Annotated in this window: 23 protein-coding genes; 8 read left to right on the top strand and 15 right to left on the bottom strand. The window is 61.4% G+C overall.

The window, feature by feature from the left end:
• Positions 1 to 12: 12 nt before the first annotated feature.
• Positions 13 to 672, bottom strand: coding sequence for a LexA family protein (locus L6D63_RS18300; protein ID WP_047291652.1), 660 nt, complete (start codon positions 670 to 672; stop codon positions 13 to 15).
• A gap of 131 nt (positions 673 to 803) precedes the next feature.
• On the opposite strand from L6D63_RS18300, the gene L6D63_RS18305 reads away from it, so the two are divergent.
• Entirely contained in the window at positions 804 to 1,142 is a 339-nt protein-coding gene (locus tag L6D63_RS18305; RefSeq protein WP_003223691.1) for a DUF6124 family protein, read from the top strand.
• 219 nt (positions 1,143 to 1,361) lie between these two features.
• On the opposite strand, the gene L6D63_RS18310 is transcribed toward L6D63_RS18305, so the two are convergent.
• Positions 1,362 to 1,526 (bottom strand): hypothetical protein, encoded by a 165-nt coding sequence (locus L6D63_RS18310; protein WP_155416795.1) that lies wholly within the window; start codon positions 1,524 to 1,526, stop codon positions 1,362 to 1,364.
• Between the two features lie 98 nt (positions 1,527 to 1,624).
• On the opposite strand from L6D63_RS18310, the gene L6D63_RS18315 reads away from it, so the two are divergent.
• A complete protein-coding gene (locus L6D63_RS18315) occupies positions 1,625 to 2,776 on the top strand; it encodes a M14 family metallopeptidase (protein ID WP_131670129.1) in 1,152 nt (383 codons plus the stop codon).
• A 148-nt stretch (positions 2,777 to 2,924) separates the two neighbouring features.
• Entirely contained in the window at positions 2,925 to 4,124 is a 1,200-nt protein-coding gene (locus L6D63_RS18320) for an MFS transporter (RefSeq protein ID WP_131670128.1), read from the top strand.
• Here L6D63_RS18320 and L6D63_RS18325 read toward each other — a convergent pair.
• The 5 genes from L6D63_RS18325 to L6D63_RS18345 form a co-directional block, all read right to left on the bottom strand.
• On the bottom strand, positions 4,121 to 4,666 hold the full coding sequence (locus tag L6D63_RS18325; protein ID WP_047291646.1) for a cytochrome b: 546 nt from the start codon (positions 4,664 to 4,666) through the stop codon (positions 4,121 to 4,123). The genes L6D63_RS18320 and L6D63_RS18325 overlap by 4 nt on opposite strands.
• Positions 4,663 to 5,757, bottom strand: a complete 1,095-nt coding sequence (locus L6D63_RS18330; protein ID WP_131670127.1) for a catalase family peroxidase — start codon at positions 5,755 to 5,757, stop codon at positions 4,663 to 4,665. The genes L6D63_RS18325 and L6D63_RS18330 overlap by 4 nt, the downstream gene beginning before the upstream one ends.
• Positions 5,758 to 5,874: 117 nt before the next feature.
• Complete coding sequence (locus tag L6D63_RS18335; RefSeq protein ID WP_131670126.1) at positions 5,875 to 6,642, bottom strand: enoyl-CoA hydratase-related protein; 768 nt, start codon at positions 6,640 to 6,642, stop codon at positions 5,875 to 5,877.
• A gap of 50 nt (positions 6,643 to 6,692) precedes the next feature.
• On the bottom strand, positions 6,693 to 8,027 hold the full coding sequence (locus L6D63_RS18340) for a ferredoxin reductase domain-containing protein (protein WP_047291640.1): 1,335 nt from the start codon (positions 8,025 to 8,027) through the stop codon (positions 6,693 to 6,695).
• Entirely contained in the window at positions 8,024 to 9,601 is a 1,578-nt protein-coding gene (locus L6D63_RS18345) for an amino acid adenylation domain-containing protein (protein WP_131670125.1), read from the bottom strand. The genes L6D63_RS18340 and L6D63_RS18345 overlap by 4 nt, the downstream gene beginning before the upstream one ends.
• A gap of 238 nt (positions 9,602 to 9,839) precedes the next feature.
• On the opposite strand from L6D63_RS18345, the gene L6D63_RS18350 reads away from it, so the two are divergent.
• Together L6D63_RS18350 and L6D63_RS18355 are read left to right on the top strand one after the other, a co-directional pair.
• On the top strand, positions 9,840 to 10,346 hold the full coding sequence (locus L6D63_RS18350; RefSeq protein ID WP_047291635.1) for an RNA polymerase sigma factor: 507 nt from the start codon (positions 9,840 to 9,842) through the stop codon (positions 10,344 to 10,346).
• On the top strand, positions 10,343 to 11,098 hold the full coding sequence (locus tag L6D63_RS18355; RefSeq protein ID WP_047291633.1) for an anti-sigma factor family protein: 756 nt from the start codon (positions 10,343 to 10,345) through the stop codon (positions 11,096 to 11,098). The genes L6D63_RS18350 and L6D63_RS18355 overlap by 4 nt, the downstream gene beginning before the upstream one ends.
• 123 nt (positions 11,099 to 11,221) lie before the next feature.
• On the opposite strand, the gene L6D63_RS18360 is transcribed toward L6D63_RS18355, so the two are convergent.
• The 7 genes from L6D63_RS18360 to L6D63_RS18390 all read right to left on the bottom strand — a co-directional run bounded on the left by L6D63_RS18360 (position 11,222) and on the right by L6D63_RS18390 (position 17,837).
• Complete coding sequence (locus tag L6D63_RS18360) at positions 11,222 to 12,193, bottom strand: Csu type fimbrial protein (protein ID WP_108182290.1); 972 nt, start codon at positions 12,191 to 12,193, stop codon at positions 11,222 to 11,224.
• Positions 12,190 to 14,547, bottom strand: a complete 2,358-nt coding sequence (locus L6D63_RS18365; RefSeq protein WP_131670514.1) for a fimbria/pilus outer membrane usher protein — start codon at positions 14,545 to 14,547, stop codon at positions 12,190 to 12,192. The genes L6D63_RS18360 and L6D63_RS18365 overlap by 4 nt, the downstream gene beginning before the upstream one ends.
• A 245-nt stretch (positions 14,548 to 14,792) precedes the next feature.
• Complete coding sequence (locus L6D63_RS18370; protein WP_131670124.1) at positions 14,793 to 15,581, bottom strand: fimbrial biogenesis chaperone; 789 nt, start codon at positions 15,579 to 15,581, stop codon at positions 14,793 to 14,795.
• Between the two features lie 34 nt (positions 15,582 to 15,615).
• The gene (locus L6D63_RS18375; RefSeq protein ID WP_041068749.1) at positions 15,616 to 16,116 is read right to left on the bottom strand and encodes a Csu type fimbrial protein; all 501 of its coding nucleotides are present in this window, start codon (positions 16,114 to 16,116) and stop codon (positions 15,616 to 15,618) included.
• Positions 16,117 to 16,120: 4 nt separating this feature from the next.
• The gene (locus L6D63_RS18380) at positions 16,121 to 16,657 is read right to left on the bottom strand and encodes a Csu type fimbrial protein (protein WP_007961145.1); all 537 of its coding nucleotides are present in this window, start codon (positions 16,655 to 16,657) and stop codon (positions 16,121 to 16,123) included.
• A gap of 19 nt (positions 16,658 to 16,676) precedes the next feature.
• The gene (locus tag L6D63_RS18385) at positions 16,677 to 17,210 is read right to left on the bottom strand and encodes a Csu type fimbrial protein (RefSeq protein WP_041068745.1); all 534 of its coding nucleotides are present in this window, start codon (positions 17,208 to 17,210) and stop codon (positions 16,677 to 16,679) included.
• A 105-nt stretch (positions 17,211 to 17,315) separates the two neighbouring features.
• Entirely contained in the window at positions 17,316 to 17,837 is a 522-nt protein-coding gene (locus L6D63_RS18390) for a Csu type fimbrial protein (protein WP_131670123.1), read from the bottom strand.
• A gap of 285 nt (positions 17,838 to 18,122) precedes the next feature.
• On the opposite strand from L6D63_RS18390, the gene zapE reads away from it, so the two are divergent.
• Complete coding sequence (zapE, locus tag L6D63_RS18395; RefSeq protein ID WP_131670122.1) at positions 18,123 to 19,244, top strand: cell division protein ZapE; 1,122 nt, start codon at positions 18,123 to 18,125, stop codon at positions 19,242 to 19,244.
• A 213-nt stretch (positions 19,245 to 19,457) separates the two neighbouring features.
• Complete coding sequence (locus L6D63_RS18400; RefSeq protein ID WP_131670121.1) at positions 19,458 to 20,771, top strand: leucine-rich repeat-containing protein kinase family protein; 1,314 nt, start codon at positions 19,458 to 19,460, stop codon at positions 20,769 to 20,771.
• Between the two features lie 124 nt (positions 20,772 to 20,895).
• Here the strand turns inward: L6D63_RS18400 and L6D63_RS18405 are convergent, their stop codons facing one another.
• Positions 20,896 to 21,600, bottom strand: a complete 705-nt coding sequence (locus L6D63_RS18405) for a YebC/PmpR family DNA-binding transcriptional regulator (protein ID WP_027614601.1) — start codon at positions 21,598 to 21,600, stop codon at positions 20,896 to 20,898.
• 221 nt (positions 21,601 to 21,821) lie between these two features.
• Between L6D63_RS18405 and L6D63_RS18410 the strand changes: the two genes are divergently transcribed.
• Entirely contained in the window at positions 21,822 to 23,207 is a 1,386-nt protein-coding gene (locus L6D63_RS18410) for a type VI secretion system Vgr family protein (protein WP_131670120.1), read from the top strand.
• Positions 23,208 to 23,854 lie beyond the last annotated feature (647 nt).

Genomic DNA, 23,854 nt, shown 5'->3' on the forward strand with positions numbered 1-23,854 from the left:
GGATCGATCTGGCTAGAAACGCGCTGTGGCCTGAACCACCACGCCAATGATTCGACACTCATCGGTGAACAAGGCTTTGGGCCAGGTCGGATTGAGCGGTACCAGATAACGCTGGCCGCCCTCTTCGTCCAGCTTGCGAAAGATCGCTTCAGCGCAGCCTTGCCACTGGGCGATCACCAGTTTGCCTGGCAGCGCTTCCACCTCCGGATCAACCAGAATCAGCATGCCCTCGGCAATGCTCTGGCCGGTCGGTGCGGTCATGGAATCCCCCGCCACCGTCAGCCAGAACGCCGCACCACGGGCGTGATAATCCGTCAGTTCGAAGCGCTGCTTGTCCTGCGTCGGAGCATAGGTTGTGGCTGCACTCTCGCGGATTTCGCACGAGGTGGACCAGTCACTGACCGGGTAGCGGAAGTACGGGTTGTACTTCTGTGCCAATGGCATTTCGTCATCCGCCGCTTCCTGCGGTTCACGGATCACCAGCACGACTTCGAGGAAGTCCATGCCCAGCGCCTGCAACACGCGGTTCATTTGGGTGATGCCCGGTTCGCGGCGTTTGTTCAGCCAATGGCCGATGCCGCCTTGGGACATGCCGACGCGCTCTCCGAGCTCTGTTTGAGTGATTTTGAGTTCACTCATCTTGGCCTTGACCAACTCAATCCATTTATCCATGTGCGGCACCTTACTTGCCCCGCCTTCGGCCGGCAAAACACATATTGTAGTATTTAAATTCTGGTCACAACTACGCATCGTACTATCCTGAAAGCACGGACTTTCAATCGAACAAGGAGTGACCCTTCACCATGAATATCAGCAGCAAAGACTTGCCCGATCTGCAAATGGACACCACGTTCACCTCCCCTCAAGGCAACGCGGCAGCGCAGCGAGCGCTGGACTATTACTTGAAACCAGCTGTGTCAGAACCCGAGGTCGATGAGCGTTTTTTTGATGTGAAACGCCATCTCAGCGGCGAGGAGGCGCTGGTGCATGCGTCGGATCTGCTGCGTTGCGCAGCGGCCACCGCCTTCAAGGCAGCCGAAAACCTGCAGGGCGCGAGCCGTGACCTGGCCTTTTCGGTGGTGCATATGGTGGATATGGCGCGAGCGATGGTCGACCATTCGATTGATGGCGAGCAGCTCTGACGAACACGGGAAGTGAGCGGACAGGAAAGAATTTTCCAATCGCGCAGATAAAAACGTTTGACTTGCAAATGATAATGATTATTATTGCAAGCAGCTGATCGCGAGATCAGTCGATGGACCAGAGACCTTAGGTCGGTCTTCTGGACTATCTCCTCATCAGGCTAATCACGGTTTTTGACCCGGCTTTTTGCCGGGTCTTTTTTTGCCCGTTTTTCGGGCTTATGGCTTCAGGCTAATGAAGTCGTTGGGTGCTGCAAATTCGATGGCGCGGATAATATCAAAAGAATATCGCTTGGCAAGCTTGGCCCGGCCAGATTGGCGCAAACCAATGACAATTAGCACTTGAGAATCAATCGCACAGTCTCTAAGCTGCTTGCGCGTCACGGAAGACGCCCCCCTACCGCAAGCCGCAATTTCCCTCGGTCTCAGCTCAGTCTTGCGTGTAAAGTAGCCGCCATAAAAATCATATTCAGGAATCGATTATGACAGTGGCCAAATCTTCGTTCGACATCAGCGCCAACTTCGACAGCGGCAACATCCAAGTCATCGACATCTCCAATCCGCTCAACCCGGTTCTGGCCATCCGCCCGGATACCCGCAGCGCGCATTTTCAGTGGTTCCACTTCAAGGCCAGCGGCCTGCATGTTCACCAAGAGCACTGGTTTCGCCTGGTCAACGCCAGCCAATCCTCCTACAACAAGGCCTGGACCGACTATCAGGCTGTCGCTTCCTACGACCACGTCAACTGGTTCCGCATTCCCACCAGTTTCGAAGGTGACAGCCTGCGCTTTTGCCTTGAAGCCGAACAAACCCACGCCTGGTTCGCCTACTTCGAACCCTACAGCCGCGGTCGTCATGACTGGTTGATCGAGCAGGCGCTGACCAAGGCCGGCACCGAACTGCTGGCCACCGGCAAGAGCGTCGAAGGGCGTGACATTCAGTTGCTGCGCAAGGGCAGCGGCGCCGAGAGCCAGCGCAAAATCTGGATTATCGCGCAACAGCACCCGGGCGAGCACATGGCCGAATGGTTCATGGAAGGCGTGATCGAGCGCCTGGAACGCCACGACGATCCGGTGCTGAACAGATTGCTGGCCAGCGCCGATTTATATCTGGTGCCGAACATGAACCCGGACGGCGCCTTCCACGGTCACCTGCGCACCAACGCCATGGGCCAGGATTTAAATCGCGCCTGGCAGAGCGCCAGTCAGGACGTCAGCCCCGAGGTACTTTTCGTACAACAGCAGATGGAAAAGTATGGCGTCGATCTGTTCCTGGACGTACACGGTGACGAGGAAATCCCCCACGTGTTCACTGCCGGTTGTGAAGGCAACCCGGGTTACAAACCGCGCATCGAGAAGCTCGAAGAGCATTTCCGCACGCACCTCAAGCACACCACCAAGGACTTCCAGACCCAGTACGGCTACACCCGCGACGAACCGGGCCAGGCCAACATGACGTTGGCCTGCAACGCGGTCGGTCAGAAATACGACTGCCTGTCGCTGACCCTGGAAATGCCGTTCAAGGATCACGACGATCATCCGAACAAAGAAACGGGCTGGTCGGGCAAACGCTCGAAACAATTGGGCAAAGACGTGCTGACCACCATCGCCGATATGGTCGACACCCTGCGCTGATCCCTCCCCGCTCCACCCAAAGATCGCAGCATTGTCTGCGATCTTTTTTTTGCGCGATCAAATGCCACGACCGGCAAGGTTGCAAATTAAAACCAGAATGCTTACTTTGATTCTGGTTTTAATTTGAAACCCAAAAAGGAATCAGGGCATGCAACCTCAACCGCTCAAAAGCAGCGTGGTGCTGCTGTTTGCCATTGCCTGTGGTCTGGCCGTGGGCAACGTGTATTACGCGCAACCGCTACTGGACGCCATGGCCGAGGCCTTCGCCATGTCACCGGCAAGCATCGGCATCGTCATTACCCTGACGCAGATCGGTTACGGCATCGGTCTGGTATTGCTGGTTCCCCTCGGCGATCGGCTCAACCGACGCCGACTGATCGTCACCCAGACCCTGCTCTCGGCAGTCGCCCTGCTGATGATTGCGCTGGCACCCAACAGTCTGTGGTTGCTGCTCGGCATGACGTTGACCGGTTTGCTCGCCGTGGTGACGCAAGTGCTGGTGGCCTACGCCGCGACATTGGCCATCCCGGCGCAACGCGGTCGCGTGGTCGGCGTGGTCACCAGCGGCATCGTCGTCGGTATTCTGCTCGCCCGTACCGTGGCCGGTGCCATGGCCGATCTGGCCGGCTGGCGGGCGATTTATCTGTTGTCGGCGGGGCTGACGCTGCTGATGGCCCTTCTACTGTTACGCGTCCTGCCCAGGCATGAGTCCGCGCGACCGTCCAGCGCTTACGGGCCGCTGATCGTCTCGGTGTTCCGCCTGTTCAAACAAGAGCCGGTGCTGCGACAACGGGCAATCCTCGCCCTGCTGACCTTCGCCAGCGCCATGGTCCTGTGGACGCCGATGGTACTGCCGTTGGCCGCCCCGCCGCTGTCGTTGTCCCACAGCGAAATCGGCCTGTTCGGACTGGCCGGCGCCGCCGGGGCACTGGCTGCAGCACGCGCCGGACATCTCGCCGATCGCGGTCTGGGCCAATGGGTCAGTGGTGTGTCGCTGCTGCTGATGCTCGCCTCGTGGCTGCCAATCGCCCTCACCCAGTCCTCGTTATGGGCGCTGTTGCTGGGGGTGATCACTCTGGATCTGGGCTTGCAGGCCGTACACGTCACCAGCCAGAGCATGATCTACAGCGTGCGCCCCGAAGCGCAAAGCCGCCTCACTGCCGGCTACATGCTGTTCTACTCGATTGGCAGCGCCGTGGGTTCAATCCTTTCCACGGCGACATACGCGTGGGCCGGCTGGAGCGGCGTGTGCCTGCTCGGCGCCGCTATCAATGCGCTGGCGCTGGGTTACTGGTGGCTGACCCTGAAAAGTGGCGCGCCGCAGCGGTGCGCCACACAGGCCGGTTAATCGCGCTCGCGACCACGCAACATGCTGTCGAGCACCTCGTCGCGGCGCACCCAACCGTGGAACAGCGCCGCCGCCAGGTGTAACAGCACGGTCAGGAACAACAGGTACGCCAGATAACCATGCGCCTTGCGCAACATGGCAAACACCTGCGCATCGGCCGGCAGGATCGACGGCAATTGCAAGGTATTGCTGAGCATCACCGGCTCCCCCGACGCACTGATCATCGCCCAACCGAGCACCGGTAGCACCAGCATCAAAGCGTACAACAACACATGCGACGCCTTGGCCGCCATCACTTGCCAACCCGGCAGATCCGCTGGCAGCGGGGGCTGTCGGGTGGAAAAGCGTACCAACAGACGTACCACTACCAGCAGCAGAATCGCAATCCCCAGCGGTTTATGCAGGTGAATCAGCCATTCATGCCGCTGTGAAACTGAAGTGACCATGCCGGCGCCAATGAACAACATGGCAATGATCATGACCGCCATCAGCCAGTGCAGGAGCCGCGCCAACAGCGCGAAATGAGTCGGTTGCGTGCTCATGGGCGAGCCTCCTGTTTGGCGGCGGGCAGTTGGCCGACTTCACTGGTACGCCGCAGGTAGGAATCGGCGTAACCGGCGGAACGCGCAGCGAGCAACGGGTCGTCGGAGCCTTCGATACCGGCGGGCAGCACCAGCGGATCATAATTGATGTCACGGCATTCACCGCTGAGCTGCGGCTGGGTCTTCTCCAGTACCAGCGTGCCGGCGTTGATCACCTTGCGGCCGTCGGGCCAGGTTTTGCTTGCATCGTTCACCGGGTCACCGGGATTGGCCAAGGTGATGTTCAACTGCCAGCGCAACGGCCCTTCGGCCAGTCGCTGCACCAAATCCTTTTCCAGAAAATCCGCGCCCTCCGGCGCTGTTGCTCCGGCGGCATCGCGCGCCAGTGGCGTGACGCTCCAGCGCACCGCCTGCTTCTGCCCACTGGCGCTGACCAGATAGAACGCATTCACGCTGTTGTAGGTTTCGGTGGCATAGCTGGCCGAGGGTTTGGCGGTCTTCACCCACGTCAGGAACGGCACGGCTTCCGGGTGCGCGGCGAAGAATGCCGGCACCTTCGACGGGTCCGGTTTGCCCGTGACCGGATCCGGCGACTGCGCCTGCTGCAATTGATAGAACGCCTCAGGCGTGCCGACCGGGAACACCGGCATGCTGTTCATCCCGGTGCGCCATTGCTGACCGTTGGCCTGGCTGAAACGCAGCGCCAGACTGCGGATCGGTACGCTGCTGTCCGGGGCGTAGGGATTGCCCGCCGGCAATGCGAAGCGCCCGACCACCGGAGTCTGCGCCTCGTTGAACACCTGCGCGACAGAAAACGCCCGCGCCTCGCCGCTGCTCTCAAAATGCCCGATCACGCACACGCCTTTGGCGTGGTTGCGACGGAACCCGGGATGCACGCCGTTGTTTTTCTCCAGCACATCGACCAGCGCCTTGGGCGTCAGACGTTGTGGGTCAAGGTTACCGTGGACGTAGGCAAACGCCCCGGCGACAGCCGCGACAACTATCGCGATGCCGCCAAGACGCAGCACCAGGCTTGCGCCACTCAAGGGCGGACGCTGCGGCCCGCCCGGGGGTGAGGTGCGATCAACCATGAAAGACTCCAGGGCCATCGGCCATAGGGAAAGGTGCTATGAGACGTTCGTCTCGCAGGGTTATTCCCTTTGAACTGTAGTTTCTTTCATCTGATCGCGAGCGACGTATTCAAACCACTAGCAGTCCAGTTCAAATCGAGGCGCACGCTTCTCCAGAAATGCCCGCATGCCTTCCCGTTGCCCCGGCGTGGCGAACAAGCCATGGAAGGAACGGCGCTCGAACACAATGCCCTCGCGTAAGCCCGATTCATCAACGCGGTCTACGGCCTCCCGCGCCGCACGCACCGCCGTGCGCGGAAAACCACTGATCTGTTGCGCGACGGCCAATGCTTGCGTCAACACCTCGGCGGAATCGGTCACCCGCGATACCAGACCGGCCTGCTCAGCTTGCGCGGCGCCAAGCGAGCGTCCGGTCAGAATCATGTCCATGGCTTTGGCACGACCAATCAAGCGGGTCAAGCGCTGGGTGCCGCCCATTCCAGGCATGACCCCAAGCCTGATTTCCGGCAATCCGAACTGCGCGGTGTCCGCCGCAATGATCACATCACACATCATGGCAAGCTCGCAGCCACCGCCGAATGCGTAACCGCTAACCGCTGCGACTTTCGGTGTGCGTAGCCGCGAAAAGGCCTCCCAATCGGCGAAATAGTCTTCGCGGATCATGTCAGCACAACTCTTGTCGTACATTTCACGAATATCCGCGCCCGCAGCGAAGTAGTCCTTCGTCCCAGTGATGACGAAACAGCCCACCTGCGGATCGCTGTCCAGCGACTTCAACGTCGCCAGCAACTCCTGCATCAGTGACGTGCTCAGCGCATTTCGGGCTTGGGGGCGGTTCAGTCGAATCAGGGCAACTCGCCCATGTCGTTCAATCAACAGGTTCATGACAATCTCTTCAAACAAGGGAAAATTTCAGTACGTCACAGGCGCGGTCGTCAGGAGTCCCAGAGGGCGCCGTAGGCCGCAATGCCTCGCGCCTCCATTTCCTCGACAACACGTTCAGTCAGTGTCTGATTGGAAATGCAGATCACCGCCTCGGCACCGGTTGCCTGGACGGCCGCGTAGGCCAACGCCACCAGATCCGGCTTACCCGATAGGTCGGTATCCCAGATATGCGCACCGGGTTGCGCCCGAAGAATTTCGTCCACCAGTTCATCGCCATAGGTCTTGCGCGGGCTGCGGGTTGACCAGATCAGGTGGATCGGCACTTGTTGTGCCAGCAGGTGCGGCAACACCGGACCGATGCCACTGCCGGTCGCGACATACACCACCGACTTGAACAGCGTTTCAATGTGGGCAACACCTGCGGTAGTGATGCCCTTGACCCAGACATGAGTCGATGGCTGATCAATCAAGCGCCCCGTCCAGTCGCCCGCGCGGGAAATGATCAAGCGAAAACCAGGCTGGCCCGGCGCAGGAATATTGGCAAATGAATGCCATTCCCACAGCGGATTGAGGCTGATGGCCGTGGACGATCCGGCGAACGGCGTCAGATGCTCGAACCCTGCAATCAGCACATGCGACGACGGCTTTACCTGTGTCATCGGCACCCTGCGCAGGCGCAGCCACGGCAGGACGATGCTGAAAGTCAGTAATAGCAGCATCCAGAACGAGGTCGAGTCGCCGAGCATCTGCAGCAGGCTCGCCTTCGGGTTCTGATCACGGGCGGCGATCAGTGTCATCACCCAGAACAGCCCGAGTGCCGTCCAGCCGCCAAAACGATGGGTTCGTTCAAACGCGTTATGGAACGTCGAGCGAATGCGCGGCAGTGCCATGATCACCATCAACAACAGCACGCCGAGCAGGCTGCCACTGACAGCCAACAGCGTCATCGAGACGGTACCCGGCCCCGCGAATCGATCCTGGAGCATCACCGCCATCAACAGCGCAAACCAGACGATCGCGGCAACCGCACCACCGCTGTGCAGACCACCAAAATGATAAACCTTGGCCAGCGAGCGCCGAATTGCCAGCGGCCAACTCGTCGGGACGCGGGTTGCGAGCCAGAACAGCAGATTGATCAGGTACTGCTGGCGAACCAGAATCGCCAATGACAGATTCGCCGTGACCCAGCCAGACAGCGTCGGCAATGCGAGACTGTCGCCTGTCCACCATTGCCCAGCGGTCAGACCATGGCCCAACGCTGCGACATTGACGATCAGCACCAGCGCAAACAAACGGTTGTAGTGGGAAAACACCGGCAGCGAGCCCAACCGCCGCCAAAGTGCCCGCCGGGGGGGCAAGACCAGGCCCGCATCCAGCCGACTCATTGCCCCGCCTCCTGAGCGTTGCTCTGCTGCAGTTGATGCGCCATGGCCCATTCGAGTAACAGACGCTTGTCGACTTTGCCTCGGGAAGTGAGCGGAATGTTGTCCACCGCCAGAATGAGAGTCGGCACGCAGTAATAGGCCAAGCGCTGTTCGCAGCAATGGCGGGCAGCGACGATGTCCGTGGTGCGCGGATAGACAAACGCCACCAGGTTGCGATTGTCGAGTTTCAACGTAACCGCCCGCTCGCAGCTCGGGGATGCCTCAAGCGCAGTGGAAACCGAGTCAAGTTCCACACGGAAACCGCGAATCTTGACCTGATCATCGATCCGTCCCAGGTGCTCCAACTCACCGTCCTGCGTCCAGCGGCCCAGGTCTCGGGTGCGGAACATCATGCGGCCTTCACCGAGAAAGGGGTCAGCGCGATAGCGTTCAGCGGTCAATTGCGGATTGCCCAGATAACCTGCCGTCACACAATCCCCGCCCGCCCACATTTCGCCCGGCTCACCGGGCGCGCATAACTGCCCTGCCTCATCCAGCACATACACGGTGTTGTTCGGCGTCGGCTTGCCAATGGTCAAGGCGCCTGGTTGCCGGTAGCGCTGCATGGTGTTGACGATGGTGGTTTCGGTCGGCCCGCAGGCGTTATAGAACTGGCAAAACGACGCCCAGCGATCTGCCAGAGGTTGCGGACAAGGCTCACCCGCCAGCGCCACCACCCTCACGCGGGTGCAACGTTCCGGCTCCAGCGTGGCAAGAATCGACGGCGTGGCGATCAGCACATCACACTGCTCGGCTGTCGCGGCGATGTTCTTGCCGCGAATCAGCAACGTTGCGCCATGGGCCAGACACCCGAAAATCTCCCAAGCCGCCATGTCGAAGGCAATGTTGAGGATTTGTCCGACCTTGCATCCCGGCTCTATACCGAGGTTGCCCGGGGCGGTCAGCAGAATATTGCAGACATTACGTTGCGTGACACGTACGCCATTGGGTACGCCGGTCGTGCCCGAGGTGAACAGCACGAAGCACAGCGAATCGGCCGAAATCTGTTGACCGGCGGGGTTGTGCTCATCAGCTTGCGATGACGGCGTCTTGATAAAGGTATCGAGGTGTATGCAGTGCTGCAGTGCCGTCAGCGGGATTGCGCACGCCAGCTCCGAGAGCGTCAGTACGATGCGCGTGCGGGCGACCTTCATGATGTGCTGCAACTGGTGCGTCGGTGTGATCCCCACATGCTGAGGAATGTAGGCAGCGCCGATTTTCAGTGTTGCCAGCATCCCCACCAGCATAGGAATCGAGCGCTCGACAAACAGCGCGACATGATCGCCAGCGGCCACCCCTTGCTCAAGCAGATGCCTGGCGAGGCGATTGGCCTGCCGGTTCAATTCGCCATAGGTGATTGTCTCGCCCCGACAGTGAGCCGCGATGCCCTCGGGCATGCGCACCGCTTGCGCCTCAATGGCGTGGTGAATCAGAGCAAATGCCGGTGTGGCTTTCGGGCCACACCCAAAACGTCGCCATGAACTATCAATTCCCGCACGGGATTGCGGCTGGTTGGAAATTGCGAAAGCTTGCATAAAAAAGGTCCCCCTTGATCTCATCGGGCGACAAAGCGCATTCGGCGAGGTTGCCTGCCTGCGCATGTCGAACCCGTTGAGCCGGGACATGCAACATTATTACGCTGACTACAAAACGCGACGAACTTTCCTACTCAATTAAGAAAAAAAACTTTCACGCAGATTCATGGAATAACCTGCAGCAAGCGGCGTCTTGCTAATCAATACCGCCGTTTCTACTCCAGGCATGCCGCTTTCCATGAACACACTCGACGAACACCTGCGTGAGTTGATTCCCCGTCTGAGGCGCTTCGCCCTGTCTCTGACGCACAATGGCGCCAGCGCCGACGATCTGGTGCAGGCCAGCCTTGAACGGGCCTTGTCCGGCTGGAGCAGCAAACGCGCCGAGGGTGACGTGCGTGCATGGCTGTTCGCAATCCTCTATCGGCAGTTTCTCGACGCCCATCGGCGCTCCCGTCGTTATGCGCGGATGCTCGAATTCTTCACCGGTCGCGATGACGCCGAGCCCTCGACCGAGCGCACGGTGATCGCCCAATCGACCCTGCAAGCCTTCGATCGCCTGCCTGCTGAACAGCGAGCCCTGCTGTTGATGGTTTCGGTGGAAGGCTTGAGCTACAAGGAAGTCGCGCAAATCCTTAACGTCCCCAGCGGCACAGTGATGTCGCGTCTGTCCCGCGCTCGTCAGGCCTTGCGCCAGCTCAGCGAAGGCGAAATCAGCAGCCCTTCCTTGCGGATACTCAAATGATCAGCATGCCCCCCAGCGAACGCGACCTGCACGCGTACGTCGATCATCAACTCAGCGAGGCCGATCGGCGCATCCTCGACACCTGGCTGGCCAATCATCCGGACACCGCCGCACAGGTTCGCGCCTGGCAGCAGGATGCCCAACAATTGCGCGCTGCGCTGGGCGGTGCGTTGCAGCAACCGACGAATCCGCAGTTGGATCCGGCGCAGATTCGCCAGCGTCTCAAGCGTCAATCACGGCGTCATCTGGCCAGCGCGGCAGTGTTGCTGATCGCGGTCGGCCTCGGTGGTTTCAGTGGCTGGCAGGCGCGGGAAATGACCCTCGCGCGCGCCTCTGTGCTGCCAATGACCGATGCCTTGCAGGCCTATCGACTGATTGCACAGCAGGGAATATTGCCGGCGGACTATAAAGTCGACAGTGACGGCGACATGCAGCATTGGCTCGATCGGTATTTCACTCAGGCCAGTCGCTTGCCGGATCTGAAATCCGCCGGCTTCGAACCGGTCAGCGGCCGTCTGCTCAGCACCGACGAAGGTCCGGCGGCGATGGTGATGTATGAGGATCGCAGCGGTCACAAGGTCAGTTTCTACGTGCGGCCACCGGGGCCGAAAAACACCTTCCTGCCACGCGGCAGCCGCAGCGACGGCGATCTGCAGGCCGATTACTGGTCCGGCGGCGGGTACAACTATGCGATGGTCAGCCCGACAGACTCGCCGGCGGCGCAGCAATTGAGACAATCACTGCAATTCTGAGAGCCCACAAATCCCCTGTGGGAGCGAGCTTGCTCGCGAATACGGTGTGCCATTCAACAATCATGGTGGCTGATCTACCGCTTTCGCGAGCAAGCTCGCTCCCACAGGGGGTCATCGCATGGGTCAGAAACCCACGTCCAGCACCACATTGTCCAGATACGTCCCCGCCGGCGGCGTGGTCTGGTCGGTGTAGATTTTCGCGTTGTAATTGAAGATCTGGCTCCCGGTGCCCAGACCATTTCCTGGATTGACCTCGGCGTCAGTGCTCGACCGGCGCGCACTGCCGACACTGCCCCAACGAGTAGTCCCGGCGCTTTTGAAGATGTCGTAGGCCAGATAATTGCTCCCGGAAATCATCCGCCGTCGACCGCCGACACTGACCGGGTTCTGCCCGTCGCTCAAACCGACGGTGTAGGCGCTGCCCTTGGTGCAGGCCAGATTGATCGTCTGCCCGGTCACCGGAGTAAAGGCGCTGATCACCGGCGCGCTGCCAAAGGCAATGTTTGGCGCGGTAATCGTGCAGTCGTTGGACACGGTCAGGTTCACCGTCAACGTCGCCGTACCGCTGTTGATGTCGCGCCCCAGGCAAATACTGCCGGCACCGATCCCGGAGCAGTAATTCCAGTTCCAGAAAATACTCAGGGTTTCCGTGTAGACCCCGGCGGCAACGTTGCTGCCAATGGTCGTGCTCAGGTACAGCGGCACGGTTTTCGGGGTGGTGCCGTTGAGCAGCCCCAAGGCGTCGATGATGCCATTGCGGGCGAAGTCGAAGGCGGTGCCACGGGTCACCGGGTAGCTGGTGCTGTTATTGGCGTAGATCGTGTAGCCGATGACATCGCCGGTTGGCCCGAGCAAGCCGCTCTGGGTCGAGGTAATGGTGGCGTAAAAGTGATCATTGCTGGTCAGCAGGGTCAGCAGCGAACCCGTACAACTCAACCCGGCGTTGAGCGTGGAACTGGGCTGCGTCGTGGTGCGCACGGCAATCGAACTGATCGAACCGAACGCCGCCGCAGTGGTACTGACCACCGAACACAAGGCCTGTGCCGCCCCAGGCAGCAACAGCGCCAGACACAGGCAAATCCGCGCCGCGCTCATTGACACACCAACGGGCCGATCAGCGGCACCTGGCTTTGCTGCATATCCACGTCGAATCGCGTCTTGCAGGTCTTGCCGTCTGCCAGCGTCACCAACAACGAGTTCTGTGCCTGCAGGTTTTCCAGGTAGACCAGGCCATCCCAGCCAACCACCGTGCGCGCCCCGCTTTGCTCGTGCAACACGCCCGCGCCCAATGGCAGTTCACGTTGCTGCGCGTCCACCAGCACGATACTCGCAGCGATCACCCGACTCAGTGGAAACTCCAGCAAATACCCGCTGCCCCGGCGCACGGCGATGCGCTGCTCGACGTTGGGGCTGCGCACGTTGGCGGGCAGGTTCAGCGGATCGATTTCATATTTGCCGCGGTAATAGGCGCTGCTCCAAGGCACCAGCAGATGGCCGTTCTTGTCGGTTTGCCCGACCTGCTGGTTTTCGTAGCGCACTGGAATGTCGGCAAAGCCGTCGGTACTGACCACCACAAACGCATCGTCGATACGATTGGCCGCGAACGCCTGGCGATCCATCCACACCAGCGAGCCACTGGCATCGGCCCAACGGGTTTCGGCGTCTGAAGTGCCGTAGACCCCGGCCTGCAATTGCACCGATTGCAGGCGCCAGGTCAGGTCGGCCTGACGATAATCGGGGCCATCACCCTCGGCGTAGCCCAGATTGAAACCGACCCCGCCCTCGGTCGGCACCGAACGACTGTAATTGACCCGCTGCTGACTCTGCCCGGTCTTGCTGCGCTCGCTGCTGATTGCCAGGCTGCCGCGCAGATCGAACGGAATCACCAGTTGCGCCTGCACCGCCCAGTGGCTGTCGCCGATCTCGCGGTTGGCCGAAAGGTAGAAACTGCTGTTGCGCCACAACGGCTTGCTCCAGCTCAGGTTGAGCAGGCGCGTGCGCGAATCGTCCGCCGCGCGCACGTCGAAATAGCCGGCACCGAGGCTGCCCCAACGGTCGAGGTTGACACTCAGGGTCGCCTGCTCGCTGCGCCGGCTGAGGCTGATGTAAGGCGTGTCGATCACACTCAGGTCGGCGTATTGGTCGCGGCGTTGCAAGCGTTGCCAGGAAAAACTGTAGCGCTGGCTGCTGTACTGATAACCGAGGCTGAACTGGTTGCCCCCCTCACCTTCGAAACGGCTCTGACTGATGGCGCTGTTGAGCACGCCGAAATTGCCCAGGCGCAGGTTGCCGCCGATGCCGCCGAGGGTCAGCGAATCCGCCGCTTCGGCATGGCTTTCCAGGGTAAAGCTGTCACTGACGCCGTAGCGCAGGCTGCCGGAGGTGACACCGGTGCCGTAGCTGAAGTCCTTCAAACCGTAATCGCGGCGCAACGTACCGGCAGCCACGGAAAAATCGCTCAGGCCTTTTTGCAGCAAACTGCTGGTGACATAGAACGGCACCGTCGTCGAGACCTGCCGCCCCAGCGCATCGGTGGTCACCACCACCGCCTCACCGGCGCCGTTGATGAACGGAATGTTGGTCAGGGTATACGGCCCCGGTTGCAGGTCGTTGCTGCTGGACTTGTAGCCGTTGATAAACAGATCTACCGAGGACGGCACCGCCGCTTCCCCAGCGAACTGCGGCAACGGATAGGTCACCAGATCCGGACGCACGGCAAAGTCCCGCGAGAACTGCACACCGCCCAGACGCACCGAGTTGCTCCAGGGCAAGGCGCCGCTGATCACGTCGCCGCCTTCGTAGGTGAGCATTCGCTCGTCATCCGAGTATCGCCAGGTGGTGTCGTAGCGCAGGTAGCCGTTGTCCAGCGTACTGAGCGAATCGCCGGACAAGGTGCGCCGGTACTGCCCGGTGTTGGACAGGGTGCCCCAGCCGTCGAACAGCCGCAGCTCGTTCCAGGCCGCCAGATAGGTGCCGGCGTCGTCGGTGTCATTGAGGTACAGGTCATAATTGAACAGCGCACCGAAACTGCTCAGCGCCGGAGTGCGCGGATAGTTCTCGCGATTGCCAATGAACTGGTCCGGCAGCCACTGCGGCGGAACATCCAGCAGCAGGCGCTGACCGACACTGTCGTACTCGCTGTGCAGTCCCGGCAGGCCGTCAAGATCGACTTCGTCAGCACTACCGTCAGGCAGTTTCATCCCGGTTTCGCGTAATGCGCTGGCCGGCAGAAACAGATGCCCGTCACGCTGCTGTACCGCCACCACCCGCCCGGTGTTCATCTGATTGACCACCAACTCCAGAAACAACTGTGCATCACTGACGGCCTCCATGCCGCTGGGAGGCGGCGGCAATTCGCCGGCCCCGCTGGGTTGCACGACCATCAGGCACCACGCGCCAGTCATCAGCCACAACGGACGCTGAATACGACGAGCCCATCCTGAGCTCATACACGCTTTACGTCCGTCAATGGACTGAGTCCTCCTGATGCCACTATTGCCAAAGCCAGTTATCTTTCTCTGGAATTTTGGCGACACGATGTAATCATTGTGGCGAGGGAGCTTGCTCCCGCTCGGCGGCGCAGCCGTCGTCAGAACTGTTTGAGCGGACTACCTGACACGGCTTGGGGGCTGCTTCGCAACCCAGCGGGAGCAAGCTCCCTCGCCACAAAAGTCCACTCGGCATGGCTCCTTTTTCAGCGCTCCGGCGCAATGCTCTGCACCTGCGCCCCGCCATTGACCCGCACCTGCAGCGCCGACTCGCTCGCCAAGGGGCCCGGTGCCGGCCAGCGCATCACCGCCCCCGGCAGCACGTAACCCAACAGGCCCTCGGCCAACGGCTTGTTTTGCCCGCCCTGTTTGATCGCCACGTCAGTCAGCCGCGCATGCACCGCGCCCTGATTACGCACTTCGACATACGGCCGGCCGCCGACCGCCACCGTGCGCCAGCTCAATTGCGGCAGCCCCACGCCTTTGGGATCGCGCGGCCGCGTGCTGTCCTCCTTGCTCCACAGCCCCGCGCCGTAGGCAAACAACGGCACCGAATAACGCATCTGGAAGCGAATCGCCGCCGCCGTTTTGCCGCCCTCGGCAGCCGGTGGCTGAGCGCCAGGTATTTCGTCGATGATGATCCGGTAAGCCAGTTCCTGTCCCGGCGGCACATCCTTGGTTCGGGTCAGGCGCACCAGTTGTTTCTGGCCCGGTTCGATCTTCGCCACCGGCGGGCTGCCGATCACGTCGCGCTGGTTCTGGTATTGCTCTTCAAAGCCGCTCTGGCTCCAGCCGAACACTCGGATCTGCAGGTTGGCGGTTTCCGTGCCGCGGTTCTCCAGCCACAACGCACTGGCCTGTTGATCGGCCTCCAGCACCGGATCGATCGGCCAGATCAGCACCGAACTGGCGGCCTGCGCATTGCCAGCCCCAAGCATCACCAGCGCCAGCATCACGCGCTGCGCAACCGAATGCCGTGAAGTCACTGCCCCCATGAACCTGCTCCTTGTCGGCCATTCAAACGTCGCCTCACCACGACAGTTGCACCTGCAACACGTCGCTGTACGTCCCCCCAGGCTGATTGCCCGGCAACTGCACCTGCCCGTAAATCGGCAGGCTGATGTTGTTCGCATCGCTGTAAGCCACCGCCACGCTCTGACTGATGCCCAGGCTCTGGCTGTAAGCCGCATCGCGAAACAGCGCGTACGCCACCCGCGCACTGCCGCTGTTGAGCTGCATATGCCGACCACTGCTGTTGTACTGGCCGCCATCGACGCTCATGTTCAGCGTCACGCCCGGTGTGCATTGCAACTGCACGCCACCGGTCAGCGCCACTTGCACCGTGCCGGTGCCCAGAGCCGAACTCGTACCGAAATTCAGCCCACCGTAATTCGAGACACCGCCCACCACCAGGCACCCCGGGGTGATGGTGGCGCTGACCTGAAAGCTCTGACTGGTGGCGGCCCCCAGCGGCAGCGGCACACTGCCCGCACAGAGCAGGAGCAGCGCAGCACAGCCCTGACGGCGCATGGCATCAGAACGTCAGTTCGACAGCGACGGTGTCGGTGTACGTCCCCGCCGGCAACCCGGCCTTGCCCACCGCCTGACCATAAATATTCACCGTCTGCGCCACGCCGGTGCTGGTCGCCAGGTTGATCGTGCCGTCAATCGGCAGCAGCTGCGAATGCCCGGCATCGGTATAGAAATCGTACGGCACGTAGTTGGCGACACCGTCGTACAACGCACGTGCACCGCCCGGCGATTGACCATCGTGGGCACCGGCGCGCACCTTGACCACCGGCGTGGTGCCGCTGGAGCAAAGAATCGACAGCGCCCCGCCGCCACCGCCCAACACCTGCCCGCTGGCAGTGGTAAACAGGCTGTTGGCAGTACCGAAGTTCAGTGCACCGAAGTTCAGCCCGGTGGAGCCACCGGCGCCATTGACCTGACAACTGCTGATCAGGGTCAGGCTGGCGGTGATCTGGCCGGTGACCGTGGTGGCGGCGTGGGCACTGGAAACCAGCGTCAGGCCGAGCAACGACAAACCTATCCTTGATGCAAACGTGCGCATGGTGTCCGTCCTCTACGGGTTACCAGTCGAGCGTCACCGTCAGCGTGTCGGTATAGACACCTGCCGGTACCGCGCGGGTATTCGCCACCACCGTGCCAAAGACCGGAATCGGTATCTGCGCACCGCTGGTGACAGCGAAATTGTGTTGTTGGCCGATGCTGTAGCGTTGGCTGCCGGAGGCATCCAGGAACAGTTGATAAGGCAGGGTCTGGCGTCCGTTGCTCAGGCGGCGGGTGGTGCCGTCGCCGTGGGTACCGCCATCGATGGTGACCGTGAAACCGGTGACCGAGGGATTGCAGGCCACATTCAGCTTGCCGCTGCTGTCGCCGTCGAGACTGGCCTTGATGGGCGAAGTCCAGGTCGGCCCCTGCTGACCGAAATCAAGGGTGCCCAGATTGCTCACCGGGATCGCCGGGGTGGCGCTGTTGGTGACTTCGCACCCGGCGATCAGGATCAGTCGCGCGTTGATCTGCCCACTGATCGCCGCCTGTGCGTCGTCAGCAAGCAACAGCAGCGTACCCGTGGCGATGACCATCCAGTGCTTGCCTGTCATTGCGTCCGTCCCTACTCCTTCAGGATGCTTGCGTCTCCCGCGTTCAGCATTGAACGCCCCTTCCCTGCGCAGCCCGCCTCCAGCGGATTGCCTGAAATCCTGCACTCACCAGGTCACGGTGACCTTCACCAGATCCGAATAACGCCCGACCTGTGGCACCTGGGCCAGACGCTCGATCCGCGCATACAGCGGCAGCTCCACGGTGCCGCTGTCCGGCACCCGACCGCTGACCGGTACGTCCACCACCAACGGCACACGGCGCGCCGCGTCCTGATACAGGTGGTACGGAATAGGCTTGCTCCCGGCCGCTCCCGCCATGTAGCGAACCTCACCGACGCCGCCGTGCAGGCCACCGTCGACACGCAGCTGATAGGGTGTGTCGGGGTTGCACTCCAGGCGTGGCAACCGGTGGTTGGTCAGCGCCGCGCCCAAGGACCCGGCCGGATCATCGAGGCGCGCGGTGCTGCCAAAATCCAGCACGCCCAGTTGTTCGATACCCGCCTCGCGCTGCTGGCCGATCAATTGGCAACCACGCATCACGTCAACGCGGACTTCAACCTGAAGATCCGCCGCATATACCGCGCTCCCAAGTACCCCGAGCAGGCCCACCACCACACGTGCAATCACGGTCCCATTCCTTGGCAGGGAACATTCGGATGACGTTACTGTGTTTCAGGTTAGCAACAGTCGACGAATCCGCCAGTCGATTGGATCCATGGATCTTCCGGGATAAGTTTCGAAAGGTTGGCAATACAACGAATTACACCGCTGCAAATAGCTGTACGTTCCGCACAATGTTGTTCAGTAATCGCCCATTGGCGACAAGCCGCCATGGAGCCTGACGCCGCCTCTGGTTACACTATGGCGCCGCGCTCCCGGGCGCCGGCCTGATGACTACGGAGTGACTGCACTGTGCCCTCTCGAGCGCCCAAACGATCGCCACTGACCCAACGCTGGTCGGCGCTGCGCCGTTGGTTCGCCAAAGGCCGGCCAGCCAGTGCCGGGCATGACGCCACTGCCCGCTCGATCCACGAATACTTCCGGCACAAGGCTCACAGCCAGGGTTACACCCTCAGCCACAGCCAGCAGCGGGTAATCGATTGCATGGCACAACAGGCCAGCCTGTTGTTCGGTGCCAGGCCGCAAACACCGCCGAGCCTGTACCTGCATGGTGCGGTCGGACGCGGCAAGAGCTGGCTGCTCGAAGGCTTTTTTCAGGCCCTGCCCACCACGCAGAAACAGCGCGTGCATTTCCATGAATTCTTCGCCCGATTGCATCAGGGCATGTTCGAGCATCGCGAACAGGACGATGCTCTCGGCGTCACCCTCGATGAACTGTTACACGACTGCCGGGTGCTGTGTTTCGACGAATTTCATGTGCATGACATCGGCGATGCCATGCTCATCACCCGGCTGTTCAAGGCCTTGTTTCAGCGCGGCATTGTGTTGCTGGTGACCTCCAATTATCCGCCGGAGGGCTTGCTGCCTAACCCGCTCTATCACGCGCGTTTCAAACCAGTGATCGACTTGATCAACGCACGCATGCACGTGATGGAGGTCGGCGGCCCCCACGATTACCGCAGTCAGGCGAGCAATCATGCGCACCAGATCTTCACTCAAGGCCATTATGTGTGGCCGGCCACAGCGACCCAGCGCCTGGCGCTGAATCTGCCGCCCGAGGATGCGCCAGCCATGGCTCTGCCGGTGGGCAGCCGCCACATTCAGGCGCGCCTGTGCGAGGCTCGCCGGGTGGCTTTCAGTTTCAACGATTTGTGCGAGCAACCGACGGCGGTGATGGATTACCTGGAACTGTGTCGGCGTTTCGACCAGTGGATCATCGACGACCTGCCGGAACTGGACGAACGCTCGATCGCCGCGCAACAGCGCTTCATCAACCTGATCGACGTGCTCTACGACCAGGACAAACACCTGACCCTGCTCAGCCGCTTGCCGCTGCGCGAGACCCTGAGCGGCAACGCCATCGATCTGGCCCGCACCCGCAGCCGTCTGGGGCAGTTGCAGGAAATCCACTGATCCCATTAATCACCACCGATTACCACTGTGGGAGCGAGCTTGCTCGCGAAAGCGGAGTGTCAGTGACGAATCACTGACTGACAGGACGCCTTCGCGAGCAAGCTCGCTCCCACAGTGGATCAGAGTGTTCTTCAGTGCAAATCCCGGCTTTGCCGTTATCATGTCGCCCATTCCGAGCGCCTGGCGCTTCTTCATTTGATAGTGAACCTGCACATGCACACCCTTGCTCAATTGCGCGCCGGCGAGTTGTCGGGCATTACCCGGCTGGACCTGTCCTGTGGCCTGACCGAGTTCCCCCGGGAAATTTTCGAGCTGGCCGATACGCTGGAGGTGCTCAACCTCAGCGGCAACGCCTTGAGCAGCCTGCCGGACGACCTGCATCGGCTGACCCGCATGCGCATTCTGTTCTGCTCGGACAACCACTTTACCGAGGTGCCGGAGTGCGTCGGCCAGTGTGCAGCGCTGACGATGATCGGCTTCAAGGCCAATCGCATCCGCCACGTGTCGGGCGCTGCATTGCCGCCGCTGCTGCGCTGGTTGATCCTGACCGACAACTGCATCGACACCCTGCCCAGCGAACTGGGCGAGCGCCCGTACCTGCAAAAATTGCTGCTGGCCGGCAATCGCCTGCAAGCGCTGCCGACGTCGATGAGCCAGTGCCACCGTCTGGAGCTGATCCGCATCGCGGCCAACCAGTTGCGTGAACTGCCGCAGTGGCTGCTGACCCTGCCGAGCCTGACCTGGCTGGCGTATGCCGGCAATCCGCTGGAAACCGAAGCCGACGCCGCCGCGCTGGAGGCCACGCCGCTGATCGACTGGTCGACGCTGCGTCTGCAACAGCGTTTGGGCGAAGGCGCTTCCGGGGTTATTTCCCGGGCACAGTGGCAACGTAGCGCAGACTCGTCGGTGCCGGTCGCGGTGAAGCTGTACAAAGGCGAGATGACCAGCGACGGTTCGCCGCTGCACGAGATGAACGCGTGCATCACCGCCGGCCTGCACCCGAACCTGATCCGCGTGGAAGGCCGTGTTCACGGGCACCCTGACGGGCAACACGGGCTGGTGATGCAACTGATCGACCCAAGCTTTCGCAATCTGGCGGCATTGCCGAGCCTGGCGAGCTGCTCGCGGGATGTGTATGCCGAAGATTGCCGCTTCAGTGCCGAAGTGGCGCTGAACATTGCCAAGGGCATCGCTTCGGCGGCCGAGCACTTGCATCAACAGGGCATCACCCACGGCGACCTCTACGGCCACAACATTCTGTTGAACGATCAGGGCGATTGCTTGCTGGGGGATTTTGGCGCGGCATCGTTCCATGCCACCACGGACAATCTGGAAACCCGGGCGCTGCAACGCATCGAAGTGCGGGCGTTCGGGGTTTTGCTGGGGGAATTGCTGGCGCGCATCGACTCAGGGCTGAGTGCCGAGCGGCGCGAGGTGCTGCAAGCGCTGGAACAGCGTTGCTGTCAGCCGGATGTGCTGACGCGGCCGGGGTTTGGCGAAGTGATCGAGGTGCTGGAAAAGCTGTGACTGACACAAATCCTGTGGCGAGGGAGCTTGCTCCCGCTGGACGGCAAAGCCGTCCCAAAAACAACGACTGCTGCGCAGCCGAGCGGGAGCAAGCTCCCTCGCCACAGCTTATCTTTGTAACAAATCAGCCCGCCAGACCGACAAACATGTCCTGCACGTCATCGTGGTTGTCGAGACCTTCCAGGAACGCTTCAACTTCGGCCATCTGCTCGGCGCTCAGGCCGCTGACCGGGTTCTTCGGCTGGTAGCCGAGTTTCGCCGACAACACCGTGAAACCTTGCTCAGGCAGGGCTTTCTGGACGGCATCGAGGTCAGTCGGATCGGTCAGGAACAGGGTCGCGCCCTCTTCACCCGGCTCAAAGTCCTGGGCACCGGCCTCGATCGCGGCCATTTCCGGGTCGGCGTCCGGGGTGTCCGGCGAAGCTTCGATCATGCCGACGTGGTTGAAGTCCCAGGCCACCGAACCGGATGCGCCCAGTTGGCCCTTGCGGAACGCCACGCGGATTTCCGCGACGGTGCGGTTGATGTTGTCGGTCACGCACTCGACGATCAACGGAACCTGATGCGGTGCGAAACCTTCGTACGTCACACGGTGGTATTGCACGGTTTCGCCCAGCAAGCCAGCGCCTTTCTTGATGGCACGGTCCAGGGTTTCCTTGGGCATCGAGGCTTTCTTGGCCTGTTCGACCACCAGACGCAGGTGTGCGTTGGTGGCGGTATCGGCACCGTTGCGGGCAGCGATGGTGATTTCTTTCACCAGTTTGCCGAAGATCTTGCCCTTGGCGTTGGCTGCCGCTTCTTTGTGTTTAACCTTCCACTGTGCGCCCATTACTCACTCTCTTGATCTGTGGCGCCGAGACATCTATTGGCCGACGCGTGGCGCCAAGTTTATACGGCCTAAAGTCGGCAATCGACCAAAAAAATTCTTTGTTGAATCGACATCTTCACCGCGACTTGTAGGGCGATTCTGAAAAGCCCACCAGCCACGACCATTAATGCTCGGGTTTTCGTACCCTCTGCCGTCCGTATTGCCCCACAGAGCCCGTATGAATGCTCAATGACCAGCAAAGCCCGTTTACCCTGACCCTGACCGACGGCCCACTGTGCCTGCCGGTCCTGCGTTTCAGTGGCAAGGAAGCACTCAATCAGCCGTTTCGTTTCGAGATTGAAGTGATCGCCCTGGCCCCGGCCTTGGCGCCGGGCAGCCTGCTGCGGCAACCGGCGTTCCTGTGTCTGGGCGACGCTCACAGCATTCACGGCCTGATCCACAGTGTCAGTTGTGAGCATCGCGCCAGCCACCGCATTGGCTACCGATTGACGCTGGTGCCGCACCTGCAACGTCTGGCACAGTCGCCGCAGCGTCGGGTCTTCGTGCAAGCGAGCGTGCCGGCGATCCTTGCGCAACTGCTCGAAGAGCATGAACTGCCAGCCGACAGTTACCGGATCGAAATGAGCGTCGGCCACTACCCACCACGGGAATTTTGCCTGCAATACGAGGAGAGCGACCTGGCCTTCCTTCACCGTCTGTGTGAGCAGGAAGGCATTCACTATCACTTCGAACATCGCCCGGACGGGCATGTGGTGGTATTTGCCGATGACAACCTGAGCCTGCCGCAAGAACCGCTGGCAGTGCCGTTTGCCGTGACCGACGACACGCCATCACCGCGCATCAGCACGCTGTTACAGCGCCATGACGCGACACCGGTCATGGCCGCGCCCGGCATTCGAAACCGGGGCCAGGCAGTCATCAGCGCCGACGCGGCCAACCACCCCGTACCTGCGCTCACACCGCTCAACCTGTCGAGCGAGCAGCGTCACACCGAACAACGCAGCCGGCGCCATCTGCAGCGTCAGCGCTGCCAGTCGCGCACGATTCGCGGGCGCAGCGATTGCAGCGCACTGCGCAGCGGACATCTGCTGCAGATCAGCGAGCATCCGATCAACGCGTTCAACGAGCAATGGCTGATCACCGAATTGCAGCATCAAGGCCAGCACCCCTCGATCCTCGATCCGACAACGGACGCGCATCGCTATCACAACGATTTCACCGCCCTGCCCTGGTCGACCGATTTTCGCCCGCCCTTGGCGCAGCCGCGCCTGAACATCGGCGGCTATCACCTGGCACGAGTGCTGGGTTCGCCTGGCCAGCCAGCGCCACTGGATGATCGCGGGCGCATCGGCGTCAGCCTGTGGCCGACGCAGACAGCCGAGTCTGCATGCCTGTGGCTGCCGATCGCGCTGACCGGCGCCGGCCGCCTCGCCCCCCACCAACTGCCCCGCGCCGGCAGTGAGGTGTGGGTGAGCTTCCTCGACAGCGACCCTGATCGACCGATCCTCTGCCTCGCCCATCCACGCCCGGCGCCACCGAACGAAACGCCACCCCCGCGCGACGACAGCCTGTTGCTCGACTGGCTGCTCCACGGGGCCGATCCGTAAGCACCGCAGACATTGGAATTGAGTACAGCTGCCGGAAAGTGGTTGGCCGGGAGGTTGCTATCACGAGCAGGCTAACTCCTGCAGTTGGATTGGGTGTGAGCAGTGGGAGGTTGGTCGGCTGTCAGGCCGCCATCGCTGGCAAGCCAGCTCCCACAGGTGGATTGGGTGTGTTCAGTTGGAGATTTGGTCGCTGTCAGGCCGTCTTCGCGAGCAGGCTCGCTCCCACAGTGGGAATGGGTGCTGGCAGCTGGAGACTGGTCGGCTGTCAGGCCGCCATCGCTGGCAAGCCAGCTCCCACAGGTGGATTGGGTGTGTTCAGTTGGAGATTTGGTCGGCTGTCAGGCCGTCTTCGCGAGCAGGCTCGCTCCCACAGTGGGAATGGGGTGTTGGTAGCTGGAGACTGGTTGGCTGTCGGGCCGCCTTCGCTGGCAAGCCAGCTCCCACAGGTGGATTGGGTGCGGTCTGTTGGAAATTGGTCGGCCCATAGGCCGCCTTCGCTGGCAGGCTCGTTTCCACAGAAAAGCAAAGCAGTCCAGGCTGACCGCATGCTTTTCACCACTCAACAGGATGAGCGTTAGCTCGGCTGCAGCGCTTGATCTTGCCGTGCCGGCCCCATCGGCAGGCTGAGTGGAGGGGTTTATCCGGGG

Source organism: Pseudomonas parakoreensis, from assembly GCF_021602155.1.
In the GTDB taxonomy this organism is placed as follows: domain Bacteria; phylum Pseudomonadota; class Gammaproteobacteria; order Pseudomonadales; family Pseudomonadaceae; genus Aquipseudomonas; species Aquipseudomonas parakoreensis.

What these genes read in the sequence shown, in the direction of transcription:
- L6D63_RS18300 (WP_047291652.1), bottom strand. Translation starts at nt 672, where the DNA reads ATGGATAAATGGATTGAGTTGGTCAAGGCCAAGATGAGTGAACTCAAA.
- L6D63_RS18305 (WP_003223691.1), top strand. Translation starts at nt 804, where the DNA reads ATGAATATCAGCAGCAAAGACTTGCCCGATCTGCAAATGGACACCACG.
- L6D63_RS18315 (WP_131670129.1), top strand. Translation starts at nt 1,625, where the DNA reads ATGACAGTGGCCAAATCTTCGTTCGACATCAGCGCCAACTTCGACAGC.
- L6D63_RS18320 (WP_131670128.1), top strand. Translation starts at nt 2,925, where the DNA reads ATGCAACCTCAACCGCTCAAAAGCAGCGTGGTGCTGCTGTTTGCCATT.
- L6D63_RS18325 (WP_047291646.1), bottom strand. Translation starts at nt 4,666, where the DNA reads ATGAGCACGCAACCGACTCATTTCGCGCTGTTGGCGCGGCTCCTGCAC.
- L6D63_RS18330 (WP_131670127.1), bottom strand. Translation starts at nt 5,757, where the DNA reads ATGGTTGATCGCACCTCACCCCCGGGCGGGCCGCAGCGTCCGCCCTTG.
- L6D63_RS18335 (WP_131670126.1), bottom strand. Translation starts at nt 6,642, where the DNA reads ATGAACCTGTTGATTGAACGACATGGGCGAGTTGCCCTGATTCGACTG.
- L6D63_RS18340 (WP_047291640.1), bottom strand. Translation starts at nt 8,027, where the DNA reads ATGAGTCGGCTGGATGCGGGCCTGGTCTTGCCCCCCCGGCGGGCACTT.
- L6D63_RS18345 (WP_131670125.1), bottom strand. Translation starts at nt 9,601, where the DNA reads ATGCAAGCTTTCGCAATTTCCAACCAGCCGCAATCCCGTGCGGGAATT.
- L6D63_RS18350 (WP_047291635.1), top strand. Translation starts at nt 9,840, where the DNA reads ATGAACACACTCGACGAACACCTGCGTGAGTTGATTCCCCGTCTGAGG.
- L6D63_RS18355 (WP_047291633.1), top strand. Translation starts at nt 10,343, where the DNA reads ATGATCAGCATGCCCCCCAGCGAACGCGACCTGCACGCGTACGTCGAT.
- L6D63_RS18360 (WP_108182290.1), bottom strand. Translation starts at nt 12,193, where the DNA reads ATGAGCGCGGCGCGGATTTGCCTGTGTCTGGCGCTGTTGCTGCCTGGG.
- L6D63_RS18365 (WP_131670514.1), bottom strand. Translation starts at nt 14,547, where the DNA reads ATGAGCTCAGGATGGGCTCGTCGTATTCAGCGTCCGTTGTGGCTGATG.
- L6D63_RS18370 (WP_131670124.1), bottom strand. Translation starts at nt 15,581, where the DNA reads ATGGGGGCAGTGACTTCACGGCATTCGGTTGCGCAGCGCGTGATGCTG.
- L6D63_RS18375 (WP_041068749.1), bottom strand. Translation starts at nt 16,116, where the DNA reads ATGCGCCGTCAGGGCTGTGCTGCGCTGCTCCTGCTCTGTGCGGGCAGT.
- L6D63_RS18380 (WP_007961145.1), bottom strand. Translation starts at nt 16,657, where the DNA reads ATGCGCACGTTTGCATCAAGGATAGGTTTGTCGTTGCTCGGCCTGACG.
- L6D63_RS18385 (WP_041068745.1), bottom strand. Translation starts at nt 17,210, where the DNA reads ATGACAGGCAAGCACTGGATGGTCATCGCCACGGGTACGCTGCTGTTG.
- L6D63_RS18400 (WP_131670121.1), top strand. Translation starts at nt 19,458, where the DNA reads ATGCACACCCTTGCTCAATTGCGCGCCGGCGAGTTGTCGGGCATTACC.
- L6D63_RS18405 (WP_027614601.1), bottom strand. Translation starts at nt 21,600, where the DNA reads ATGGGCGCACAGTGGAAGGTTAAACACAAAGAAGCGGCAGCCAACGCC.
- L6D63_RS18410 (WP_131670120.1), top strand. Translation starts at nt 21,822, where the DNA reads ATGCTCAATGACCAGCAAAGCCCGTTTACCCTGACCCTGACCGACGGC.